Source organism: Pauljensenia sp. 20925_1_34, assembly GCF_041432775.1.
GTDB lineage: Bacteria > Actinomycetota > Actinomycetes > Actinomycetales > Actinomycetaceae > Pauljensenia.
On sequence record NZ_JAPWAG010000027.1, the window covers coordinates 1 to 23,294 of the forward strand.

17 protein-coding genes and 5 tRNA genes are annotated in these 23,294 nt (G+C 66.0%); 9 read left to right on the forward strand and 13 right to left on the reverse strand.

The genetic code is table 11. The features are described 5' to 3' along the window. Positions 1-303 (forward strand): hypothetical protein (locus O3669_RS08990; RefSeq protein ID WP_371524440.1); only part of this gene is annotated, 303 nt, incomplete at its 5' end. Positions 304-323: 20 nt separating this feature from the next. Further along, positions 324-2,069 (forward strand): alpha-glucosidase, encoded by a 1,746-nt coding sequence (locus tag O3669_RS08995; protein WP_371524441.1) that lies wholly within the window; start codon positions 324-326, stop codon positions 2,067-2,069. A 379-nt stretch (positions 2,070-2,448) separates the two neighbouring features. On the opposite strand, the gene O3669_RS09000 is transcribed toward O3669_RS08995, so the two are convergent. From O3669_RS09000 to O3669_RS09025, 6 genes are all read right to left on the reverse strand, one after another. After that, a complete protein-coding gene (locus O3669_RS09000; protein WP_371524442.1) occupies positions 2,449-4,089 on the reverse strand; it encodes a DUF5979 domain-containing protein in 1,641 nt (546 codons plus the stop codon). Positions 4,090-5,861: 1,772 nt separating this feature from the next. Further along, positions 5,862-5,936, reverse strand: a tRNA-Val gene (locus O3669_RS09005). 1 nt (position 5,937) lies between these two features. Further along, positions 5,938-6,008, reverse strand: a tRNA-Cys gene (locus tag O3669_RS09010). Between the two features lie 34 nt (positions 6,009-6,042). Further along, positions 6,043-6,115: transfer RNA gene (locus O3669_RS09015), tRNA-Gly, on the reverse strand. Positions 6,116-6,169: 54 nt separating this feature from the next. Further along, a tRNA-Val gene (locus O3669_RS09020) sits at positions 6,170-6,241 on the reverse strand. 1 nt (position 6,242) lies between these two features. Beyond that, positions 6,243-6,315, reverse strand: a tRNA-Gly gene (locus O3669_RS09025). A gap of 154 nt (positions 6,316-6,469) precedes the next feature. Between O3669_RS09025 and glgX the strand changes: the two genes are divergently transcribed. From glgX to O3669_RS09040, 3 genes are all read left to right on the forward strand, one after another. Then, the gene (glgX, locus tag O3669_RS09030) at positions 6,470-8,581 is read left to right on the forward strand and encodes a glycogen debranching protein GlgX (RefSeq protein ID WP_371524443.1); all 2,112 of its coding nucleotides are present in this window, start codon (positions 6,470-6,472) and stop codon (positions 8,579-8,581) included. Between the two features lie 113 nt (positions 8,582-8,694). Continuing rightward, a complete protein-coding gene (locus tag O3669_RS09035) occupies positions 8,695-9,249 on the forward strand; it encodes a DUF3000 family protein (protein ID WP_371524444.1) in 555 nt (184 codons plus the stop codon). Then, the gene (locus O3669_RS09040; RefSeq protein WP_371524445.1) at positions 9,250-10,494 is read left to right on the forward strand and encodes an HRDC domain-containing protein; all 1,245 of its coding nucleotides are present in this window, start codon (positions 9,250-9,252) and stop codon (positions 10,492-10,494) included. A 103-nt stretch (positions 10,495-10,597) separates the two neighbouring features. On the opposite strand, the gene dxs is transcribed toward O3669_RS09040, so the two are convergent. Beyond that, positions 10,598-12,499 (reverse strand): 1-deoxy-D-xylulose-5-phosphate synthase, encoded by a 1,902-nt coding sequence (gene dxs, locus O3669_RS09045; protein WP_371524446.1) that lies wholly within the window; start codon positions 12,497-12,499, stop codon positions 10,598-10,600. A gap of 133 nt (positions 12,500-12,632) precedes the next feature. On the opposite strand from dxs, the gene O3669_RS09050 reads away from it, so the two are divergent. Beyond that, positions 12,633-14,633, forward strand: coding sequence for a prolyl oligopeptidase family serine peptidase (locus O3669_RS09050; protein ID WP_371524447.1), 2,001 nt, complete (start codon positions 12,633-12,635; stop codon positions 14,631-14,633). Then, positions 14,630-16,471, forward strand: coding sequence for a chloride channel protein (locus tag O3669_RS09055; protein ID WP_371524448.1), 1,842 nt, complete (start codon positions 14,630-14,632; stop codon positions 16,469-16,471). Before O3669_RS09050 ends, O3669_RS09055 begins: the two co-directional genes overlap by 4 nt. Here O3669_RS09055 and O3669_RS09060 read toward each other — a convergent pair. Next, positions 16,468-17,817 (reverse strand): class I SAM-dependent RNA methyltransferase, encoded by a 1,350-nt coding sequence (locus O3669_RS09060; RefSeq protein WP_371524449.1) that lies wholly within the window; start codon positions 17,815-17,817, stop codon positions 16,468-16,470. The genes O3669_RS09055 and O3669_RS09060 overlap by 4 nt on opposite strands. Then, on the reverse strand, positions 17,814-19,892 hold the full coding sequence (locus O3669_RS09065; RefSeq protein ID WP_371524450.1) for an APC family permease: 2,079 nt from the start codon (positions 19,890-19,892) through the stop codon (positions 17,814-17,816). The genes O3669_RS09060 and O3669_RS09065 overlap by 4 nt, the downstream gene beginning before the upstream one ends. A 91-nt stretch (positions 19,893-19,983) precedes the next feature. On the opposite strand from O3669_RS09065, the gene O3669_RS09070 reads away from it, so the two are divergent. Then, on the forward strand, positions 19,984-20,649 hold the full coding sequence (locus tag O3669_RS09070) for a TrkA family potassium uptake protein (RefSeq protein ID WP_371524451.1): 666 nt from the start codon (positions 19,984-19,986) through the stop codon (positions 20,647-20,649). Positions 20,650-20,651: 2 nt separating this feature from the next. Then, positions 20,652-21,350 (forward strand): TrkA family potassium uptake protein, encoded by a 699-nt coding sequence (locus tag O3669_RS09075; protein ID WP_295918941.1) that lies wholly within the window; start codon positions 20,652-20,654, stop codon positions 21,348-21,350. Here the strand turns inward: O3669_RS09075 and O3669_RS09080 are convergent. From O3669_RS09080 to O3669_RS09095, 4 genes are read right to left on the reverse strand one after another with little or no spacing between them, the layout of a single operon-like run. Next, positions 21,290-21,967 (reverse strand): DUF3159 domain-containing protein, encoded by a 678-nt coding sequence (locus O3669_RS09080; protein ID WP_295918916.1) that lies wholly within the window; start codon positions 21,965-21,967, stop codon positions 21,290-21,292. The two genes, O3669_RS09075 and O3669_RS09080, sit on opposite strands and share 61 nt — an antisense overlap. Next, positions 21,967-22,347 carry a DNA-binding protein gene (locus O3669_RS09085; RefSeq protein WP_295918915.1) on the reverse strand — a complete coding sequence of 127 codons (381 nt, stop codon included), beginning with the start codon at positions 22,345-22,347 and terminating at the stop codon, positions 21,967-21,969. The genes O3669_RS09080 and O3669_RS09085 overlap by 1 nt, the downstream gene beginning before the upstream one ends. A 1-nt stretch (position 22,348) precedes the next feature. Continuing rightward, the gene (locus tag O3669_RS09090) at positions 22,349-22,981 is read right to left on the reverse strand and encodes a DUF3710 domain-containing protein (RefSeq protein WP_295918913.1); all 633 of its coding nucleotides are present in this window, start codon (positions 22,979-22,981) and stop codon (positions 22,349-22,351) included. Positions 22,982-22,990: 9 nt separating this feature from the next. Further along, positions 22,991-23,293: a DUF4193 domain-containing protein gene (locus O3669_RS09095; RefSeq protein ID WP_295918910.1), complete on the reverse strand. Its 303-nt coding sequence runs from the start codon at positions 23,291-23,293 to the stop codon at positions 22,991-22,993. Position 23,294: the final 1 nt, after the last annotated feature.

Sequence of the window (23,294 nt, forward strand, 5' to 3'; positions counted from 1 at the left end):
CAGCAGCAGGGCCACCCGCGTGGCGGCTATCAGCAGGCCAGGCCACAGCAGGTCCGTGTGGCTCCCAGGCCTGCCCAGAGCGTGAGCAGCTCCACCGCGGCGGACTCCAGCTCCGACAGCACACGTACCATCATCATCTGCGCGATCATTGCCGTCGTCTTCATCATCACGTTGATCGCCGGTATCTCCCTCAGGGACTATTTCTTCGAGGAAGTCGTCACGACCAGCAACGCACAGCTCCCGGCATCCTCCGAGCTCGTGCCCAGCACGCAAGCACAGCTACTCCCGGCCGCTTCGGCCTGATCCCCTCCTCGAGGACCGCGATGATTCTGCGCCCCGATCTCCTGCCCGCCGCTCGTGTCGACGCCGACCCGTGGTGGATGAACGCGGTCCTCTACCAGGTGTATCCGCGTTCCTTCCAGGATACGAACGGCGACGGGATCGGGGATCTGGCGGGAATTCACCAGCGCCTCGATTACCTGGCCGACCTGGGTGTCGATATCGTGTGGATCTCCCCCATCTATCGGTCGCCGCAGGCTGACAACGGGTACGACATTTCCGACTATCGCGACATCGACCCGTTGTTCGGCGATCTCGCAGCCTTCGACGCGCTGGTCGAGCGCGCCCACGAGCTGGGCATGCGCGTCGTCATGGATTTGGTGGTCAACCACACCTCGATCGAGCACCCCTGGTTCGTCGAGTCGGCCTCGGGTCCCGACTCTGAGCGCCGCGACTGGTACTACTGGCGTGATCCGCGTCCCGGCTTCGAACCCGGAACACCAGGGGCGGAACCCACAAACTGGGAATCATTCTTCGGTGGCCCTGCCTGGGAGTACGACCCCGCCTCGGGCCAGTACTATCTCCACCTGTTTGCTCGGCAGCAGCCGGACCTGAACTGGGAAAACCCCACGGTCCGTGACGCGGTCTACGACATGATGAACTGGTGGCTCTCGCGCGGCGTCGACGGCTTCCGCGTGGACGCGATCGACGTCATCTCCAAACGCCCCGACCTGCCCGATGGCGGACCTGCGCGCGCCCCCTTCGGCGTGGGACACGAGTGCTTCGCGGACGGCCCACGCCTGCATGAATTCCTCCAGGAGATGCATCAGCGCACCTTCGCCCATCACCCCGGCTCGTTCACGGTCGGCGAGGCCTCCAATGCCTCCCCCGAATCCGCGCTCCTGTTCTGCGCGCCCGAGCGTCGCGAATTCAACATGCTCATTCAGTTCGAGCACGTCAACCTCGGGCAGGAGAACGGCAAGTTCTCACCTCGCCCCCTGGCAGACGGCGAGCTCGCCGAGGTCCTCACGCGCTGGCAGGAGACCCTCGGCGATCGGGGGTGGAACGCCCTCTACCTGGAGAATCATGATCAGCCCCGCGCGGTGGCGCGCTTTGGTGAGCCCACCACCTCCTGGTTCGAGTCGGCAACTGCCCTTGCGACCGCGTATTTCCTCCAGCGCGGCACACCTTTCATCTACCAGGGCCAGGAAATCGGGATGCTCGGCGGCGATTTCACCGATGAGTCCGATTTCCGCGACGTCGAATCCCTCAACTACCTGCGCGCGCACCCTGGCCAAGGCGTGCCCGCGGGCCTGGCGGCGATCTCCCGAGATAACGGACGCACCCCCATGCAGTGGGATTGCTCCCCCGCCGCCGGCTTTACGACGGGACGCCCCTGGATCGACGTGCCCGCCTCGGCCTCGGCCATTAACGTCAAGGCCCAGCGTGAGGATCCCTGCTCCGTGTACGCGTACTACCGCGCGCTCATTGAGGCGCGCCACCGCGTCCCCGCGCTGACCTTCGGAGCCTTCGAGCGCATCGACGCGGGTGACGCAGCCCTTTTTGTCTACGCGCGGGCCTACCAGGACTCCATCGTCCTCGTCGCCGTCAACCTATCCGGGCGCGAGATTCGTCCCTCGGCCTCACTCCTCGATGAGGCCTACTCCCCCTCGCGCTGGAACCTGTACCTGAGCAACGGGTGCGCCAACACCGCGGCCGATGCGCACGATCCCGCCCCGGCCTCGTCAATGAGGCCGTGGGAAGCGCGCGTTTACCTGGCCGCACGCTAGAGCTCCCTCGAGCCTCTCCGCACGCTAGGGCCCTCTCGGGCCTCTCCGCACGCTAGGGCCCTCTCGGGTCTTCCGCACGCGAGCACGCGCAACATGCGAGCTCGCCTCCTTGCGCGCGAAGCGTCTTGTGACGCTGCTTCCCCCGCGCGCGGTGTTCTCCGCGTGATCTGGGCCGCGTACAGCACCCGGTCGTGCCGCTTCCCCCGCGCGCGGGGCTCTCCGAGACACCTTCCCGGCGCGTGAGGCGCCTCCCGAGAGACCTTCCCGCGCCGATCCGCATGCGTACCCGCGCGCCAAGAGTCGACACCACAGACGCATGTGGGTGGGAGGAACAGTGCTCCTCCCACCCACATCAGGCGCTAGCGCGCCGTTCGATCAGTCAGCGGTTGCGACGCTTGGCAGCAACCAGGGACAGGCCAGCGAAGGCGACGATCCCAGCCAGGACTCCCACTCCCGTGGCGTCCGTACCGGTCACGGCCAGATGAGGCGTCGGCGACGGAGACGGGGTCGGAGTAGGCGTCGGCGTCTCGGACGGGGTCGGGGTCGGGGTGGGCGTCGGCGTCGGAGTCGGAGCCAGCGTGTTCGTCAGGGTCAGCGAGTAGACATACTCGTCGCTCAGCGTGAAGGACGCCTCGCGGTTGTCGGCGGCCAGCATGACTCCGTCAGCCGTCTCAAAGACGCGGCTCTCAGCGTCGTTCCACGTGATCTCGGCGGCCGTGGGCAGATCACCCTCGGAGACGGTCACCTCGGTGCCCAGGGGCAGAGGCGTGGGGTACGTGTAGGTTTCGCCAGCCTTGATGGTCACCTCGAAGGTCTTGTCGACCGTCGGGTCGGCGGCGTTCGCCAGAGTGATCTTGAGCGTGTAGTCGAGGCCCTTCGCTTCGTCGGGCAGCTCGCCCTCCACCTTCTTGGTCACCGAGAAGGTCTGGTGAGCGTTGGCGTCAGCGCTTGCGCCGTACCACAGCACCTTCGTGATCGGGTCGACCGTTTCGCCCGGGACGTTGTACGTGACGGTGTTGGAGAACTCGCCGACGATGTCGCTGGCGCGCTTGGCCCCCTCGACGCGGGCGGGCAGCATAATGATGGCCGACTGGTGGGCGGGGATCTCGCCGAGCTTCACGGTCACCTTGGTGGGCGTGCACTCGATCTGAGCGGCAGCCCCGAAGGCGCCATTGGAGGTGTCCTTGTCGCGGCGCAGACCCTCGGAGGTCGTCGGATCCGTGACGATGAAGGTGTGGGTCTTCGTGTAGTCCTTGACCGTGTCGCAGTCGAAGCTCCAGCGCGAACCGGCGGGGGCCTCGTCGACGATGGAGGCACCGGTCACGGCCGTGTCACCGGCGGGCAGGACCACTCGCCACATGATGGCCTTGTTCTCGTCACCATCTTCCGTGTCTGTCAGGTTGAGCCAGCCATCCTTCTGGTAGCGCGCCTCGCCGGGGGTGCGGCGAGTCATCTCGAGGTTGCGAGTAACCTTGCCACCGATCTCGACGACGTAGGTTTCGCCGCCAGGGCCGGTGTAGTGAGCCAGGCCGTTCGTGGTGACCGTTCCGTACCACTGCGCGGCGGTCTCCACCTTGTTATTAAAGACAACGGTGACGGTACCGTCAGCGGCCCAGGTACCGCAGCCGACCGTGATGTTGTCGTGCGAGATGACGTTGAAGGTGCGAGAGACGTTCGGGCGCAGAACGGACTCGCCGGTCGCCTTGTTGATCGCGTTCGCGTCGTAGGTGAAGTAGTCACCAGCCTTGACACGCCCCTCGGTCTTCCAGGGCAACTTGACGCCGAGGTCCCACCAGTCGCCCACCGCATGAACTTCATGTCCCGAGTGGTCAACCAACTGAACGTTCTCCCAATCCAACGTGACCTTGTCGCTCACGTCAGCAAGCGGTGCCGGGCACGTCGGGCTGTCCGCATAGGCAGGGACTTGCACGGAGACGAACTGTGTGACGCCAAAGAAACTTAATACCAATGCAAATATGGCAAGAAGTGCACCAAAGTGACGGCGCTTCAACGCAACCATAAGAAACTCCTATCAACGGGATATGCGACAACGTCGCTTCACACGTAGACAGTGTAGGTCATTACCCTGTAATTAGGTCAAGAAATGATGCGAACTGCTCCCCACAAGCACCTAAAACCCCCTTCGTCAAAGCCATTCATCCGCAATTTGCCTGGCTTTACTCACTCTGTGTCAAATTTGAAAACTCGGGCGTGTCGCGACAACGAACGGCGCGCGCAGACAAGCATGAATAACCAGCGATCAAACACACGCTCAGACCCGCATTTACCGCGTTGGAGATATTCAGACACTCTTCGATTACCTATCGAAAGTAATGCATAGCACCTCGCACTAACCACACTGTCAAACATGACACCCCTCACCCCACGCCACTCATGCCCCACGGCCCCCTCGTACCCCATTATTGTGAGGGCAGATCAATGGCAAAACCCCCTCGCGACCACCGCATCGATGCCCTGGGGGACCGACAGAAGAGTGCGTATGAGTTCCCTCACGCGCTGTCGCGTGTGCTCACCAATCCCGCACTCGCTTGCAACGCAACAACGCTCTGCCCGCAAGGTCGTCAGCTCTGCATACGTGTATGACGAGCCAGGCGCGTCGGCAGCTTGGCCGCGGCAGCAGTGAGGCGGGACCCTGCGGGGTCCCGCCTTTTTGCACCCTGCATCGATTCGCCCCTGGCCCAGCCACCGCTAGGACTTAGATCACCCGAATTGCGAACCTACGCTCAAAACGTCGTCCGCTTCGCCCCAAACCCCCCTTTTTTGGCGCATGCGGCCGAGGTGGACTGCACGTTGAGCACAACACCGACAACCCACCGCACAACCCCGTGCCCATCGGGGGGTTTTACGACCATAGAAACCCCGTGACGGCGTGTCGCCGGCGTGTCGCACCCCTATGGTCGCAATTCCCCCCAAACAACAAGACCAAACGCGGCAACAGCGGGCGAGCTGCCTACCACCCCACGCACCAAAGACGCTAACCCGCCAACGACCGGCGGAGCGGGCACCGCAGCGCCCGGATTATGGTGACCATGAGCCACAGACCCTGGCGCGACCACCAGACATGACCCGAATGCACGGCGTCCAGGACACATGCCTTGGCAACATCTTATGTTTATTCTTTACGTTGCTCATCACCACCTTCAATACCGACTTTAGCGCACCATTAAGCCGAAAAGTCCCGGGACAGTACACACGTTTTACATTTTAAGCCGTTAGTTCCAGGTGCGACGGATAGATGCATCAGGCCAAGGAGGCGTCATCGAAGACAGGCATCGCATCACCGGCCATACAGGTGGATACCTGGGCCCCTTTACTGCGCAGGTTAACCCCACAGGTGGCAGTCCAGGCAGGCCGCCCACAGTGCCATCAATAGGGTCCAGCTGCGCATGAACGGGTTACTGCTACCAGTAAAGGGGCTCACATGCACATCCACGAGCCCTCAAGGGGATCGCCAGACTCGCGCGCACATGCGCAAGCCAACAAGGAGATCCCCAGCCCCACGTACACATCCACGAACCCACGTGCACATCCGCGAGCCACGCGCGTATCCCAGGCCAAGCACGCAGGACTGCCGTGCGCGTAGCGCCCTTACTCACATCGACAACCACTCCCCCGCGCACCGACACCCCGGCACGCCCCCACAGCCCCGTATCCGCGGAACGCAGCCACGGCCTCGTCAATTGGAGAGGGGAAAAAGAGAACACGCAACGGAACAACGGCAGGACACCGCGAGGAGAATACAAAAAAGCCGGATCAGAAGATCCGGCTTGATGGTGGGCGATACTGGGATCGAACCAGTGACCTCTTCCGTGTGAAGGAAGCGCGCTACCCCTGCGCCAATCGCCCGAGGTGGGTACGGGATTCGAACCCGTGTATACGGCTTTGCAGGCCGCTGCCTCGCCTCTCGGCCAACCCACCACGCCCAATGGGATCGTGTGGATTCCCGATTGAGAGCGGATGACGGGACTCGAACCCGCGACCCTCACCTTGGCAAGGTGATGCTCTACCAACTGAGCCACATCCGCGTGAACCGCTTGTGCGGCTGGGCATAATGCCCGAGAACCCTCAAGGGGTTTCCGTGGGCGATACTGGGATCGAACCAGTGACCTCTTCCGTGTCAGGGAAGCGCGCTCCCGCTGCGCCAATCGCCCGAGCGGATGACGGGACTCGAACCCGCGACCCTCACCTTGGCAAGGTGATGCTCTACCAACTGAGCCACATCCGCGTTGTTTTCAGAACGTTTCCGTTCCTCGCAACGGGTAAAACCTTAACAGACCTTCCGGCAAGAATGCAAAACGAAACGGCAGTTATCCACCTCACATGCCCATTTTTACCCGGATTATCGCGAGTTACAGGCCATTCATGCCACCCTTAGTGGTATGGAAACTCGACCTGGTAAGGCGTACCCGCTGGGCGCCACATTTGATGGAACCGGCACGAACTTCGCGATCTACTCGTCGGTCGCCACCGCAGTCACGCTGTGCCTGCTCGACGACGATCTCAACGAAATGCGCATCCCTATGACCGAGGTGGACGCCTACGTGTGGCACGTGTACGTGCCGCAGGTGCGCGCGGGCCACCGCTACGGCTACCGCATCGACGGGCCGTGGGATCCGGCTAACGGCCTGCGCTGCGACTCCTCCAAGCTTCTCCTCGACCCCTACGCCAAGGCCATCGAGGGACAGCTCAAGGATTCTCTCGACCTTCTCTCCTACCAACCAGACGACCCCCTCAGTCTCAAGGGCGGAGACTCCGCCAAGGCAACCATGCACTCCGTCGTCGTCAACCCCTTCTTCGACTGGGAGGGCGACCGCAGCCCGGGGCACGACTACTCGGAGTCGATCATCTACGAGGCGCACGTCAAGGGCATGACGATGCGCCACCCCGACGTCCCCGAGGAGCTGCGCGGCACCTACGCCGGCATGGCGCACCCGGCGATCATCGAGCACCTCACGAAGCTCGGCGTCACCACCGTGGAGCTCATGCCGATCCACCAGTTCACCAACGACACGACGCTGCAGGCCAAGGGCCTGTCGAACTACTGGGGATACAACACGATCGGCTACTTCGCGCCGCATAACGCCTACGCGGCCACGCAGGAACCCGGCGCTCAGGTGTCCGAGTTCAAGGCGATGGTCAAGGCCCTGCACGCCGCCAACATCGAGGTCATCCTCGACGTGGTGTACAACCACACGGCCGAGGGCAACCACATGGGCCCCACCCTGTCCTTCCGAGGCATCGATAACCCGTCGTACTACCGCCTGGTGGACGGGGATCGTAAGCATTACTTCGACACGACGGGCACGGGTAACTCCCTGCTCATGAGCTCCCCGCAGGTCCTCCAGCTCATCATGGACTCGCTGCGCTACTGGGTGACAGAGATGCACGTGGATGGCTTCCGCTTTGACCTCGCCTCCACGCTGGCCCGTCAGTTCGCCGAGGTCGACCGGCTCTCCGCTTTCTTCGACCTGATTCACCAGGACCCGGTCGTCTCGCAGGTCAAGCTGATCGCCGAGCCGTGGGACGTGGGCGCCGACGGCTACCAGGTTGGCGGCTTCCCGCCCCTGTGGTCGGAGTGGAACGGCAGGTATCGCGACACGGTCCGCGACTTCTGGCGTGGAGAGTTCTCCTCGCTGCCAGACTTCGCCTCCCGCCTGGCCGGCTCCTCGGACCTGTACGGGACGACGGGCCGCAAGCCCATGGCGTCGATCAACTTCGTCATCGCGCACGACGGATTCACGCTGCGCGACCTCGTGTCCTACAACGAGAAACACAACGAGGCCAACGGCGAGGGGGGCGCGGACGGGGCGAACGATAACCGCTCGTGGAACTGCGGCGCCGAGGGCGACACGGACGACGAGGAGATCATCGAGCTGCGCTACCGCCAGCAGCGCAACTTCCTGACGACCCTCATGTTCTCCCAGGGTGTGCCGATGATCGCCCACGGTGACGAGATGGGCCGGACCCAGCGCGGTAACAACAACGTCTACTGCCAGGACAACGAGCTGTCGTGGATCGACTGGGATCTGGACGAGCACGACCACGAGCTCCTCCAGTTCACGCGCCACCTCATCCACCTGCGCCGCGATCACCCGGTCATGCGTCGGCGCCGCTTCCTCGAGGGGCCGGCCAAGCGTGGCGGCGAATCCGAACTGGGCGAAATCGAGTGGTTCACTCCCGCTGGCACGCACATGACGGAGGAGGAATGGAACCAGCCGTGGGCACGCTCGACGATGGTCTTCTACAACGGAGACGCGATCCGAGAGCCCGACGCCGACGGTCGCCCGATCCTGGACGATGATTTCCTCCTGCTGATCAACGCGGCGCCCGAACCCGTCAACTTCACACTTCCGGACGCCAAGTACGGGCAGGTGTGGCACACGGTGGTTGACACTGCGGGCGAGGATGAGGACCGCGACTACCTGTCGGGCGACACCGTCCATGTAGGGCCGCGTACCGCGCTCATCCTGCGTAATCCGCGCGGACTGTAAAACGTGGGGTCATCTCGAGACGTTGCAGGGAACACGTACCCGCTACTTATCGAGATGACCCTGCGCGGCGCGTCTGTAACAAAAGAGAAGGTGACACCCGTACGATCTAAATCGTGAATGAGAACGCGGTGCCCGAGGAGTTCATTCGGGCTCTGCTGTCCCTGCGACAGGCCTCCCACCTGCCGCATATCCTCCTCGAGGAGGTGCCTCCGCCTCGTCGGCTGGCACCTTTTACAGCTGCGCTCGCGATGCGCACGATCGACGAGGACGCAGCTGGACAGCCTCTGTCGACTGGTCGCATGGTCGTGCTGCACGACCCTGTGGGTCAGCTCGGCTGGAACGGAACGTTCCGCGTCGTCAGTCAGATGCGCACCCAGGTGGACTCCATCATGGCCGTCGATCCGATGCTGTCGGAAGGCGTGTGGGGTTGGATGCTTGATTGCCTTGACGGCTCGGGCGCTGGTTTCCATGACATCACGGGCACGGTCACGCGTGAGATGAGCGAGGCATTCGGGGGGCTGGAGCTGCGAGGCTCCTCTCTGTTTGTCGAGGTCCGCGCTTCGTGGACGCCCAACAGTGAGTACCTTGGGGAGCATCTATTCGGGTGGGCGGACGCTATGCGTAAGACGGCTGGCATCATCCCTACCCGTCACCTCGAAGGAGTTTGAGTGCTGGTGAATAATGGCGGCGGCTTGCCGCAGGGCGATACGGATAATCCGGAGCTTATCGCGCAGCCGCGTGGGGGTACCCCCGCCGTCATTGATACCCGCCGGGAGCTCGAGCAGGCCGCGCGTGCGCTCGCCGCGGGATCGAGCCCGATTGCGTTGGACGTGGAGCGCGCGCAGGGGTTTCGTTACGGCGCGGACCCGTATCTGGTGCAGATTCGCCGTGAGGACGTCGGCACTTTTCTGATTGATACACACGCGTTGCCTGATCTGTCGGTGTTGCAGCCGGGGGTTGAGGATGTGTGGCTGCTGCACGATTGTTTGCAGGATTTGCCAAATCTGCGCCAGGTTGGCCTGCATCCCTGCGCTCTCTTCGACACGGAGATCGCCGCCCGCCTCATTGGACTGGAACGTTTCGGCCTGGCGGCCGTCGCCGAGCAGGTGCTTGGCCTGGGTCTGGTGAAGGATCATCAGGCCTCGGATTGGTCGGTGCGTCCTTTGCCGAAGGAGTGGCTACGCTACGCGGCCCTGGACGTGGAGCTGCTGACCGAGCTGTATTACCGCCTGTCCAAGCGCCTGGATCAGATGGGCCGTTGGGAGTGGGCGCAGCAGGAGTTCGCTTACGCGCTCAGCGTCGCCCCGCCGACCGCTAAGCAGGATCGGTGGCGCTCGCTGCCGGGTGCGGGCAAGATTCGTTCGCGCCGAGGCTTGGGGGTCCTCAAGGCACTGTGGGAGACTCGCGAGTCGATCGCCCGTCGCATCGACATGTCGCCGGGGCGCCTGGTGCGTAACGCGGCGCTGGTGCGCGCGGCGTCGAATCCTCCTCGTAATAAGCGCGCCCTCATGTCTATCAACGAGTTCCGCTCCCCCGTCGCACGCCAGTACGAGGATGAGTGGATGCGTGCGCTCGCGTCCGTGGCCTCGATGACGGAGGATGAGCTGCCGCCCAAGCGCAAGCCCGTGCAGCCCGGTTCGATCCCGGAGCCGCGCCAGTGGGCTCGTATTGACGAGGCCTCGGCTGCGCGTCTGGGTATCGTTCGCGGTGCAGTCGCCTCGGTGGCGTCGGGTCTGGGGCTGGCGCCCGAGGTGGTGTTGGCTCCGCAGGTGCAGCGCTACCTCGCGTGGGCTCCGCTGGATCCTTCGCGTCCCTCTGGTGACGAGGTCGAGGAGCGCATGGTGACGCGCGGGGCCAGGGATTGGCAGATCGACCTGACTCTCGATCCGGTCTGCGACGCGCTGGGCGTCTGAGACGTCCGTTCGATCTGGCACCCGCGTGTTGTGCGTGGAGCCTACGAGAAAGCCCCGGAATGCCTGGTCCTGGAGGACCACAGGCACCCGGGGCTGACGTGTGTTAGCGCGCTGAAACCGCATTCACGAGGGCGCGCGCCGAGGCCTCGATGCCGTCCGCGTCGTAGCCGAAGTCCGCGATCATCTGGGCGCGGTCGCCGTGCTCCGGGAAGTTCTGGGGCGCGCCCAGGCAGTGCACCGGCGTTCCAGCTTCCGCGAGGGCGTCGCGCAGGGCCCATCCGAATCCTCCGCGGACGATACCGTCCTCGACGGTCAGAACCGCGTCGTATCCGTCGGCCATGTCCGCAAGATCGGAGGAGATGGGCAGGAGCCAGCAAGGGTCCACGACCGTGACGGCCAGGCCGTCAGCCGCGAGCCGACGCGCGGCCTCGATGGCGTCGGGGGCGCACGCGCCGGTTCCCACGATCAGCAGCTTTGCCGAGGAGCCGGCCCCGGCCTCGTCAAAGAGGACGTCCACTCCCCCGACGCTGCGCAGCGCGGGCATCGGCTCGGGCAGGGGTCCCTTACGGTAGCGCAGGACCGTGGGGGCGTCGTCAACGTCGAGGGCCTGGCGCAGCTGGGCGCGCAGGGTGTCCTCGTCGCGCGGTGCCGCCAGACGCAGCCCCGGGATGAGCGAGCACATCGCGATGTCCCACACGCCGTTGTGGGATGCGCCATCCGCGCCCGTGATGCCGGCGCGGTCGAGGACAACGGTGACGCCCGCCTTGTGCAGCGCCACGTCCATGAGCAGCTGGTCGAAGGCGCGATTCAGGAAGGTCGCGTACAGGGCCACGACGGGGTGCGCGCCCTCGTAAGCCATGCCGGCGGCGGAGGCGATCGCCTCGGCTTCCGCGATGCCCACGTCGATCACGCGACGCGGGTATTCCTCATGCATGGGGCCAAGGCCCACCGGCTGCATCATCGCGGCCGTGATGCCTACGATGTCGGTGCGCTTCGAGGCCTGGGCGCAAATTTCGTCGGCGAAGACGCCGGTCCAGCCGAAGCGTTCAGGGGCCACGGGCAGGCCGGTCTCCGGGTGGATTGGGCCGACGGCGTGGAAGCGGTCCGCGATGTCCTTTTCGGCGGGCTTGTAGCCGCGGCCCTTCTCGGTGATCATGTGGACGATCACCGGCTCTTCGAGGGTGCGGGCGCGCCGGAAGGCCGTCTCGACGGCGGCGATGTCGTGGCCGTTGACGGGACCGATGTACTTGAGCCCCAGGTCCTCGAACATGACCTGCGGCATGAGCGCGTCCTTGATGCCGGACTTGAGCCCGTGCAGCGCGTCGTAGGCGGCGCGCCCGGGCGTGCCGTGGCTGAGGAGGTGCTGCTTGCCCCAGGCCAGTGCCTTCTCGTAGCCGGCGGAGGTACGCAGCGCGTCGAGGTGATCGGCCAGGCCGCCGATGGTCGGAGCGTAGGAGCGCCCGTTGTCGTTGACGACGATGACGATGCGACGATGTTTCGAGGCGGCGATGTTATTCAAGGCCTCCCACGCCAGCCCACCCGTGAGCGCGCCGTCACCGATGACGCCGACCGTCCACGTGCGTTCCCCGCGCCGGTGCTTCTCGCGCGAGATGCCGTCCACCCAGGCCAGGGAGGCCGAGGCGTGGGAGGACTCCACGACGTCATGCTCGGACTCGGCGCGCGAGGGATAGCCGGACAGACCGCCCGGGCAACGCAGCGAGGAAAAGTCCTGGCGGCCGGTGAGCAGCTTGTGCACGTAGGCCTGGTGGCCCGTGTCGAACACGATTGTGTCCTGGGGAGAGCGGAACACGCGGTGCAGGCCGATCGTCAGCTCGACGACACCCAGGTTGGGCCCCAGGTGCCCGCCCGTGCGCGATACGTTGTCAATCAGAAAGGCGCGAATCTGCGCCGCCAACTGATCCAGCTGTTCCCGCTCGAGGCGACGCAGCTCCCGAGGGGTGGTACAGCGCGACAACAGGTCACGCGTGCTTAGTGCTCCAGACATGACTTCTAGTGTAGATGCCCAGCGTCTCACCTACAGATCAAATTAGGGGTGCATCGGCTTGCGATGTACGCAGGGCCTTGGCACGCGCATTAAGATAGAGGTATTGGTTCGCCATACCGCTCAAGGAGGCACTATGTCCGTCACCGTCGCACCTCACGGCCTGTGGAAGTCCCCGATCACGGGCAACTCGTTCACTGCCCGCTCCGTTACTCTCTCCCAGGTCCGCGTCGACGGTCCGGACACCTACTGGGTGGAGGGGCATCCGCTTGAGGGCGGGCGTGGGACGCTCCTGCGCCGTCGGGGCACCGGTGAGACGGGAGAGGTCTTGCCGCTGATCGACGGTGTGCGCTTGGCTGACGTCGGCACGCGCGTCCACGAGTATGGCGGGAAGGCCTACGCGGTTCACCACGGGGTCATCGTCTTTTCCGACCGCAGCGACGGGCGTGTCTATGCCTTTAACACGTCGGAGCCTCGCCGCGGCGTGCGCCCCCTGACGACCCTGTCCAAGGTCCGCTACGGCGACTTCTGGATCGCCGACGAGCGTGACCTGGTGTACGCGGTCGCCGAGGATCACTCGGGTGAGGGCGAGCCCGTCAACTCGATCGTAGCGATCCCCCTCGACGGCTCGGCGGCGCGCGACGACGCGGCGATCGTCCCGGTCTTTGGCGGCACGGATTTCGCGCAGGCTCCCACGGTCTCCCCGGATGGCACGAAGCTGGCGTGGCTTTCGTGGAACCACCCGAACATGCCGTGGACCTATTCGCAACTGCACGTCGCATCCCTGACCTTCGAGGGCCGCATCGACCGGGAGGTCGTCCTGGTCGACCAGCCGGGCGTGTGCGTCTACGAGCCGCGCTGGACCCTGGACGGGGAGCTCATCCACGTGGATGATTCCTCCGGCTGGGCGAACCTGTACCGCACCCAGGGCTTCACGTGGAGGGACGGTGAGGACCCCAACGAGTGGACGTCGCGCCTGCGCACCCGCGCCCTGCACCCGGGCAAGCGTGCATTCTCGCACCCGCACTGGCACCTCGGCCTGCACTCCTTCGACAACTTCGACAACGACTACCTGGTGTGCTCGTGGGCCGAGGATCAGGTGTGGCACATCGGTACGGTGCGCATTGACAACGGCATGGCCGAGGAGTGGGCGACCGGCTGGTGGCCCATCGGTAACGTTGCCGCCGCGGATGGCCGCGTCGTCTTCCTCGCGGACTCCGCGACGCACACCCCCGCGATCATCGAGGTGTCGCGCGGCAAGACGAAGGTACTGCGTCCCTCGTCCGAGGCCGAGGTCCCCACAGCCCTGGTCTCCACCGCTGAGATGATCTCGTGGAAGACCTCGGACGGCGAGGAGGCGCACGGCTTCTACTACGCGCCCGTGAACCCCGACTATGAGGCCCCCGAGGGCGAGCTTCCCCCGCTCATCGTCAACGTGCACGGCGGACCGACCAGCTCGGTGCGCCCCGGCCTCCAGGTCCCGTTCCAGTACTGGACCAGCCGCGGTTTCGCCGTCCTGGACGTCAACTACCGAGGCTCGACATCCTTTGGCCGTGCCTACCGCGAGCGTCTGAACGGCAACTGGGGCGTCATGGACGTGCAGGACTGCGTCGACGGTGCCCGGTACCTCATCGATCTGGGCCGCGTCGACCCGACGCGCGTCGCGATTCGCGGCCGTTCCTCAGGTGGCTTCGCGGTGCTCAATGCGCTCGCTTCCTCTGAGGTGTTCACGGCGGGTGCTTCGTTCTTCGGTATCGCGGACCTGGCGAAGCTGTCCGCGACGACTCACAAGTTCGAGTCGCACTACGACCGCATCCTGTTGGGCACCGACGACATGTCGGATCCGGTGTGGGCTGATCGCTCGCCGATTAACCGCGTCGCGCACATCAAGGCTCCGCTGCTACTCCTGCAGGGAACCGATGACGCGGTCGTGCCCCCCGAGCAGGCCGAGGAGATGTACGAGGCGTTGCGCCAGGCCGGCAACGCTGTCGCCCTCAAGCTCTACGAGGGTGAGGGCCACGGCTTCCGTTCGGCTCAGAACATCAAGGACGCCTTGCTCTCGGAGCTGTCCTTCTACCGCACCGTGTGGGGCATCGCCACCGATACCCCCATTCACGTGGAGATCGCGAACCTGTGAGTCCCACCGATCAGTCCCCGCGGTCCGAGCGCTCGGCTGCGGGGACGCGCGTTCGCGTCGGCCACACGGTCGCCTCCCATCGTTCCCTGCTCGGCGTCGCCGCCGCACTCGTTGGCGCTATCGTCGGCGCTGCGGCGGTGCTCTTTAACCTGGCGATCCGCGCGTGGACGTGGGTGTCGACGGGCTTCGAGGAGTACACGACGCACATTGGGGCCTCGCATGGGCTGTGGGGGTGGGCGCCGTGGCTGTTCCTGCTCCTCTCTCCCGCCGTCGCGGGCCTCCTGTACGGTCCGCTCATCCAGCGCTTCGCGCCCTCGGCAAAGGGACATGGCATTCCCGAGGTCATGCTCGCGGTGCGCCGCAAAGGCGGGCGCATCCCGGGGCGCGTCGCGGTCGTGAAGATCCTGGCCTCGGCCCTGACGATCGGCTCGGGCGGGTCGGCCGGACGCGAGGGACCGATCGTCCAGGTGGGGGCCTCCCTGGGCTCCACCATCGCCTCGTGGCTGCACATGCCCGTCTCCCGCGTCGTCCTATTGGCCTCGTGCGGGTCCGCGGCGGGCATCGCGGCGACTTTCCATGCGCCGCTCGCGGGCGCTGTCTTCGCCCTCGAGGTCATCCTCGTGGAGTTCACGGCCGAGACCTTCGGCTTCGTCGTGCTCTCCGCCGTGACATCCTCGATCGTGGCGCGCCTCCTGCAGGGAGACGAGATGGTCGTGCGCGTCGCCGACAACCTGACCTTCGCGTCGATGTCGGACATGTGGTGGGTGGCCCTCCTCGGCCTCGTCGCCGGGCTGTGCGGCCTCGGCTTTTCGAAGCTCCTCTACGCCTCCGAGGACGCGATCGACTGGGTGTGGGCGCGCACGCGCCTGCCCGAGTGGGCGCGCCCGGGCGTCCTCGGCCTCGTCCTCGGCGGGGGCCTCGTCGCGTTCCCCTACATGTTCGGGTCGGGTTATCCGCTGGAGGAGCAGGCCATCGCGGGTAGCTACTCGATCGCATTCCTCCTCGCCCTGATGGTGGGGCGCGCCGTATTCACGTCCTTCACGATCGGCATGGGTGGCTCGGGCGGAGTCTTCGCGCCTACGCTGTTCATCGGCGCGATGGCGGGCGCCGCATTCGGAGACGTGGTCTCTCCCCTGTCCGATTCCCCCGTCGGCGTGTTCGCGGTGGTCGGCATGGGGGCGGCCTTCGCGGGTGCGGCCCGCGCGCCGATGACCGCGGTGCTCATCATCGTGGAGATGACCGGACAGTTCTCGCTGATCCTGCCCATGATGTTGGCGGTCGTCATCGCCACGGGCGCGTCGCGTTTCCTGACCCGAGCGACGATCTACACGGAGAAGCTGCGCCGCCGCGGCGACGTGCTCGACGACCCGGTCGAGGGCACGCTGCTCGGGACGCGTGCGGCGTCCGAGTGGATGATGGAGGCTCCCGAGACTTTGCCCTGCACGACCAGCGCCGCGTCTGCAATCTCCGCCCTGCGCCGCACGAAGGAGACGGTCCTGCCCGTCGTGAACGAGGACCGGCGCTTCGTCGGTCTCGTGTCCTCGCTGCGCCTCGCTGAGCTCACGCAGGAGGACGGCTCGCTCGACGCTCCCCTGTCGGATTTGCCTCTCATCGACGAGGCCGTGGCTGCCTCCGCTCCCCCGTCCGAGGTTCTCGGGGCGCTTCGTTCCAGCGGCTTGCAGGCCCTGCCCGTGCTGGACGAGGAGCGCCACGTGGTGGGTTGGGTCTCCGAGCGTAATCTGGTGGATCGCATGTACCGCGACCAGCGCCGCGCGATTGAGGCCCGCGCGCAAACCTCGTGGGGCTCGCGCATGCAGGAGCGCAGGAGGACACGCTAGCGGCTCAGGACCGAGACCATTTCCACGTGGTGAGTGTGCGAGAAGAGGTCCCACGCCTGCAGTGATTCGAGCTCGTATCCGGCCTCGGTGAGGGTTCGCAGGTCGCGTGCGCCCGCTGCCGGGTCGCAGGACACAAGGACGACGCGAGGGGCACCCGTGGCCGCAATAGCCTCGCACACCCCCGCACCCGCGCCGGCGCGCGGCGGGTCCGCCACGACGACGTCCGGCACGGCACCCAGCTGGCCCGACAGGTCGACGACTCCCTCACGATCAACGTTTCCGGCGAACGCATCCACCCAATCGAAGGCTGCGAGGTTCTCGCCCGCATCACGCACGGCACCCTCGTCGCCCTCGAGGGTCACGACGCGCCCCGACTCTCCGACGGCGCGCGCGAGCGGCACGGAGAATAGGCCAGCCCCCGAGTACAGCTCCATGACCGCGCGCCCAGCCCCGGCCTCGTCGGGACCAAAAGCCGCAGTCAGCACCGCGTTCGCGAGCACCTCGGCGCCACGCACGTGTGTCTGCCAGAAACCCGAGGGGCGCACGTAGTACGACTCGACGCCAGAGCCCACCGGCACGTTCCAGCGCACAACGTCGGCGTCGATACGCACGCCGTCGGCAGCGTACGTGTCCTCGCCGATCAGGACGACGGGCTCACCGCCAGAGGGGGCCACCGCGCGCACGCGGTCCCCCGGCTTCCACAGGCGACGCCACGGCGTGTCCTCGTCGAACAGTCCGAGCTCACGGATCGCGGGCACGGCCAGCGGCATGTCATCGAGCGCGATCACGCGGCGACCGCGGAACTCGTGCATCCCGGCGCGCCCGGCCTCGTCAATGACGACGTCGATGCGCGAGCGGCGGCCGGTCAGTGCGTCGCGCGGATCCTCATCTCCCGGCGCGGGAGCGACACGCACTCCCCCGAGGGCGTCCACGGCCTCGGCCAGGGCTTCGCCGCCCACGCGGCGCAGCTGCCCGGCGATCACGCGGGACTTCCACTCTCGCTGCGCGGCGGGCGTCAGGTGAGCGAGCTCGCCGCCGCCGACACCGCCGGGACCCGCCTGGGGCCAGACGGAGTCGACGCGATCGGCCGAGGGGGACAGGACCTCAACGGCATCGGCCCATGCGAGCTTCTTCTGGACCGCGGTCACGCGCGCGCGGACGAGCTCGCCCGGCGCCGCGTGGCGCACGAAGACAACGCGCCCGCTCTCGTCGCGGGCGACACACGCCCCACCGTGGGCTGGCTCGCCGACGGTCAGCTCGAGCATGTCACCGATACCATCGCGCGGCTGGGAGGCAGCGGGACGACGGCGCTGGGTCGGGCGGCGGCGGGCAGGACGGGGGCTCATGAGGTCTCCGCGGAGGTGTTCTCGGCCCGCGCATCGCCGGGTTCGTTAGTACGGACGGTCGTCTCGGACGAGGCCGGGGCTGCCACGCGTAAGAACGGATCGTTGACGCGCTGGCGACCTTCGACGACGTCGTCCTCGCCCAGCTGCCAGGGCACGATCGTGATGACGACGCCGGGCACACCGAGCAGAGCGGCACGCAGACGCAGGGCAGACTGGTTGTGGACGAAATTCTCCCACCAGTGGGTGACGAGGAACTGCGGCATGTAAATTACAAGCATCTCCGTGGGCGCCGAGCGGCGTCGGCTGCGCACGTACTGCAGGATCACGGAGGAGATGTCACGGTAGGGGGCAGACAGCAGGGTGAGAGGCACCGGAACGCCCGACGCCCTCCACTGGAGCAGGATCTTGTTTTCTTCCTCGTCGTCGGCCACGACCGAGACGAGCTCGATGGAGGTTGGCGAGGAGACACGGGCGGCCGCGATCGCGCGCATCGCGGCACGCGAGAGCGAGGACACCAAGACGAGGGCGCGCACGCGGGTCGGCAGCGCGCGCCGAGCGTGCCAGTCGTCGACACGCAGCTGCTCGCGGGTTGTCTCGTAGTGGCGGTGAATCGAGATCTGGAGGCCGAATGCGACCGCGATCATGAGCAGCGTGATCCACGCGCCGTGCGTGAGCTTGGTGGCCAGCACGATGAGAAGGACAGCGCCGGTCATCATGAAGCCGACGATGTTGACGGCGCGCGAGCGCAGCACCGCCATACGTTCCTGGCCGGACTGACGGGTGCGCAGCTGCCTGTTCCAGTGCTTAATCATGCCCAGCTGCGAGAGCGTGAAGGAGATGAAGACGCCCACGACGTACAGCTGGATGAGTCGGGTGGTCTCGGCATGGAATCCGACGATCAGCGCGATGGCGGCGAGCGTGAGGACCACGATGCCGTTGGAGTAGGAGAGGCGGTCGCCGCGACGCACCATCTGGTGGGGCAAGAAGGAGTCGCGCGAGAGGACCGAGGCCAGGGTCGGGAAGCCGTTGAAGGCGGTGTTTCCGGCCAGAACCAGGATGAATCCCGTGACGACCGTAATAAGGATGAACAGGATGGATCCGTGCCCGAAGACGGCCGAGGCGATCTGCGAGATCGCGGGATCGACCGCCACCTTGTGGCCGATGGGAACACCGTCAACGGCCAGCTGCGCAGCAGGGTCCTCCACGATCTTGACGCCCGTGGCGCGCGCGAGGAAGAGGATCGAGACCATCATGGCGGCGGCGATCCCGCCCAGCATGGCCAGGGTCGTCGCGGCGTTGCGTGACTTGGGTCGGCGGAACATCGGGACGCCGTTTGAGATGGCCTCGACGCCCGTGAGGGCGGCGCAGCCCGAGGAGAAGGCACGCATGAGCAGGAAAGCACCCGCCAGCCCCGCCAGCCCGTCCGCGTGCCCGGGGGCGGCGACGAGGTCATAGGCGGCCGTCGGCGCGGAGCCAAGGTGTCCCGTCGCGAGCTTCGCGAAGCCAACGACGACCATCAGGCCGATAGAGAACATGTAGACGTACGTAGGTACCGCAAAGGCACTGCCGGCCTCGCGCGTGCCGCGCAGGTTGAGCGTCGCCAGGATGACGACGAGGCCCACGGCGATCGGCACCTCGTAGCCCGCCAGCGCGGGCACGGCGGTCGTGATGTAGCTGGCGCCCGAGGAGATGGACACGGCGACGGTCAAGATGTAGTCGACCAACAGGGCCGAGGCCACAAGGAGCCCCCAGGAACGGCCGAGATTCTTCGTCACGACCTCATAGTCACCGCCACCCGAGGGGTATGCGTGGACGGTCTGGCGGTAGGAGGCGACCACGACGGCCAGCACGAGTGCCACGACAACGCCCACCCAGATGGACTGCATGGCGGCCATTGTGCCAGCGAGCGCCAGCGTCAGGAGGACCTCGTCGGGTGCGTAGGCGACCGACGACAGCGCGTCCGAGGCAAAAATCGGAAGGGCGATGCGTTTGGGAAGAAGCTGGTGGCCCATCGCGTCCGATCGCATCGGGCGTCCGATGAGCACGCGCTTCGCGTAGGCCAACAAGTTCGTCACAAATAGTAAGCGTAGTCCACCGCGCCCACGTTGGGGCACAGAGCAAGACCACGCGTGGATATTCAGCCCCGAGAGGGGTACTTTGGTACTCGTGCACTTTGTGATCATGGGTTGCGGGCGCGTCGGCGCCCGTCTGGCATCAACGCTCGACGCGGCGGGTCATTCCGTGGCCATTATTGACCAGGATTCCAAGGCCTTTTCGCGCCTGTCCCCCGATTTTTCCGGCCGCAGGGTCACGGGGGTCGGCATGGACAGGGCCTGCCTGCGTCAAGCCAACATCAAAGACGCGTACGCCTTCGCGGCGGTGTCCTCGGGTGATAACTCGAACATCATTGCCGCGCGCGTCGCACGTGAGGTTTTTCACGTCGAACACGTGGTGGCCCGCATCTACGACCCCACGCGGGCCTACCTGTACGAGCGCCTGGGCATCCCCACGGTTGCGTCCGTGCAGCGAACGACGGAGTCCGTCCTGCGCCGGATGCTCCCGCCCGACGCCTCGCTCATCTGGTCTCATCCCACTGGCTCGGTCGGCCTCGTCAATGCGACCCCTTCTCCCGACTGGTATGGCTTGACTTTCCGACTGATCGAGGAGCTGACCGGGAGTCGTATCGTCTTCACGTCTCGCCTGGGCACGATTCGCACGGCCGAACCAGACTTCGTCGTCCAAGAGCACGACCAACTGTATTTCGCGATCAACGGGACGGACTCGGTGCCGCTGCGTGATCAGCTATCGAACCCGCCCAAGATGGAGGACTGAGCATGAAGATCGTCATCGCGGGAGCGGGGTCGGTGGGACGTAGCGTCGCTCTGGAACTGCTGGCCCACGGCCACGACATCACCCTCATCGACAAGCTGCCCGAGAAGCTGCGCATCGCCACGGTGGCGGACGCGGACTGGGTGCTGGCGGATGCCTGTTCGCCGGACGCACTGCGCGACGCCGGCGTGGAGGACGCGGACGTCGTGGTGGCCGCGACGGGCGACGACAAGGCGAACCTGGTCATTTCCCTGCTGTCCAAGACGGAGTTCGCGGTTCCGCGCGTGGTCGCGCGCCTGAACAATCCCAAGAACGAATGGCTCTTCGATCAGGCGTGGGGCGTGGATGTTTCGGTGTCGACCCCGCGTATCATGACGGCCCTGGTCGAGGAAGCCGTCTCGGTGGGTATTCCCGTGCGCCTGTTTTCGTTCAACACAGCGGCCGTGTCCATGCACGCGCTCATTTTGCCCGAGGATTCTCCCGTGGTCGGCAAGCGCGTGCTGTCCCTGGAACTGCCCGCGCACTCCGTCCTGGCGGCGCTGCTACGCGACGGGCGTCCGCTCACTCCTGACGCGGATGACGTGTTCGAGGCCTCGGATGAGTTGCTGCTGCTCGTGCCGGACGCGGATGCGGCGGCTCTCGATCAACTGCGCGAAACGGTGGCGTCTGCGTCCGCGCTCGAGTCCGAAGAAGACGACGAGTAGTCGCGCAGGCCCCACCACGTCGCCCAGGCACCAAGCGCGAAGAGCGGGAGCCCCAGGGCGAGCTTGGCGACGCCGAGGGCTGCGACGGCCCCGGCTGCCCACAGGGGCGCCTGGACTGCGACGCGCAGCCCGAACAGTGCCGCCCACATCCAGGTGAGCATGGTGCAGCGCCGGCGCAGGGGACGCAAGGACGGGTCACGGCCCCAGTCTTTGGGCAGGCCGGTGAGCATCGCGTAGAAGAAGCCGACCAGACTACGGCGCGCGAGAGCCGAGAGGGCGAAAGCAGCCGCCATTGCGACGTTTGTGGCGATGCCCCACGCGAAGTAGTTTTCGCCCCGACCGGTCGCGGCCGCGAAGACCACGCCCACGGCGACGCCGAGCAGGCCTGACAGGGCCTGTGCGACGCTCTGGCGCTGGATCAGACGAATGATGCAGGCGATCAGCGCGACGGCGGAGGCTGCGACGAGTGTCGGGACCAGGGCGTGCGTGGCGACGTACACAATAACGAACACCAAGCCTGGAGCGCTGGTCTCGATGACGCCGCGCGTGCCACCCAGGGCCTGAGACCACGAGAACTCCTGTGAGGTCGCCTGGTTCATCCAGCGGGGCGCGGGCATCAGCCCTCCCCCGCGATGACGCGGTAGAGCGGGTTGATGATGACCAGGCGTTCCCCGACGCGGCCGACGGTCCCCTCGACTTCGAGGCGCTGGCCCACACTCAATCCCGGAATAGACGCGCGTCCCGGCCAGCGCAGCTCGAGCGTGTCGGTCCCGTCGTAGAGCGTGGCCACGAGGACGCGCTGAGCGCCCTCTTCGGGCGGGTAGGTCATGCCCAGGAGGGTGCCGAAGACCAGCGCATGGCTGCGATCCGTCACGTCGCGAATGGGGGTAACACCGCGCGCGGCACGCGCCGAGTCCTCGTCGAGGGCAGCGTCCAGGGAGCGAGCGTCTTTGTCGAGGCCGAGCGCAGCGCCGACCCGAGAGATCCACGAGGCCATCTCAGGACCCCTGCGCACCCGCGGGCAGGTGGACGGGCAGGAGCTCCAGTCGGGTCCTCGGGTGATCGTCGCGGTGAACGACGATGCGGTCGATGACCTTTTCGATCTCGATGCCGGACTCTGCGTCGGCGGCCGCGGGGCCGATGATGTCGATGCGGGCGAACCAGCGGTCGCCCTCGCGGCCAATGATGCGCATGCGCGAGGTTGCGGCGCGCCCATCGGGCATCTTCATCGGCATGTCGACCAGTAGTTCATGGCCGTAGCGGGTGCGAATGTCAGCGACGTTCGCCCCCTGGCTCGTGAAGCCGGCGCGGATCTCCTCGCGCAGTTCGTCCCATACTCCGCCGGAGCGAGGGGCGGCTGCGACGCTCATCTGGATACCCGAGTCTCCGAGCACGACGAGGATTTGGAGGACGGTGGTGCCGTCGTCGGCGACCTGGGTGCGCAGCTGCATACCCGGGCGGGCCGGGAACAGGATGGAACCCATGTCGACGTAACCCTCGGAGGTGTCCACGTCCTTGTAGTTACGAGGGCCGGGCTCACTCCAGATCTCGGCGTCCTCGTCGCTCAGGCGAGGCAGGGCCTCAACCTCGTCGATCGTCTCGACGTGTGTCTTCTTCTTGCGTCCGAACATCCCTCTACCTTACATCGCGCACTCGGTGCACACGGGATTGCCGTTGGAATCCACGTGGTCGAGCTGCGAGGCATGGTGGACGAGGAAGCACTCCGAGCAGGTGAACTCGTCGTCCTGGCGCGGTACGACGTGGACGGTCAGCTCTTCCTTGGACAGGTCGGCGCCGGGAAGCTCAAAGTTCTCGGCGGCTTCGTTTTCGTCTTCTTCGATCTCGGCTGAGCCGGCATCGTTGCGACGGGACTTCAGCTCCTCAATCGAGTCCTCAGAGACCTCGTCCTCGTTCTTACGCGGCGCGTCGTAATCGGTTGCCATG

Excerpts from the sequence above, each read along its gene's own strand:
- O3669_RS08995 (WP_371524441.1), top strand. The coding sequence starts at position 324 with ATGATTCTGCGCCCCGATCTCCTGCCCGCCGCTCGTGTCGACGCCGAC.
- O3669_RS09000 (WP_371524442.1), bottom strand. The coding sequence starts at position 4,089 with ATGGTTGCGTTGAAGCGCCGTCACTTTGGTGCACTTCTTGCCATATTT.
- glgX (WP_371524443.1), top strand. The coding sequence starts at position 6,470 with ATGGAAACTCGACCTGGTAAGGCGTACCCGCTGGGCGCCACATTTGAT.
- dxs (WP_371524446.1), bottom strand. The coding sequence starts at position 12,499 with ATGTCTGGAGCACTAAGCACGCGTGACCTGTTGTCGCGCTGTACCACC.
- O3669_RS09050 (WP_371524447.1), top strand. The coding sequence starts at position 12,633 with ATGTCCGTCACCGTCGCACCTCACGGCCTGTGGAAGTCCCCGATCACG.
- O3669_RS09060 (WP_371524449.1), bottom strand. The coding sequence starts at position 17,817 with ATGAGCCCCCGTCCTGCCCGCCGCCGCCCGACCCAGCGCCGTCGTCCC.
- O3669_RS09075 (WP_295918941.1), top strand. The coding sequence starts at position 20,652 with ATGAAGATCGTCATCGCGGGAGCGGGGTCGGTGGGACGTAGCGTCGCT.
- O3669_RS09080 (WP_295918916.1), bottom strand. The coding sequence starts at position 21,967 with ATGCCCGCGCCCCGCTGGATGAACCAGGCGACCTCACAGGAGTTCTCG.
- O3669_RS09085 (WP_295918915.1), bottom strand. The coding sequence starts at position 22,347 with ATGGCCTCGTGGATCTCTCGGGTCGGCGCTGCGCTCGGCCTCGACAAA.
- O3669_RS09090 (WP_295918913.1), bottom strand. The coding sequence starts at position 22,981 with ATGTTCGGACGCAAGAAGAAGACACACGTCGAGACGATCGACGAGGTT.
- O3669_RS09095 (WP_295918910.1), bottom strand. The coding sequence starts at position 23,293 with ATGGCAACCGATTACGACGCGCCGCGTAAGAACGAGGACGAGGTCTCT.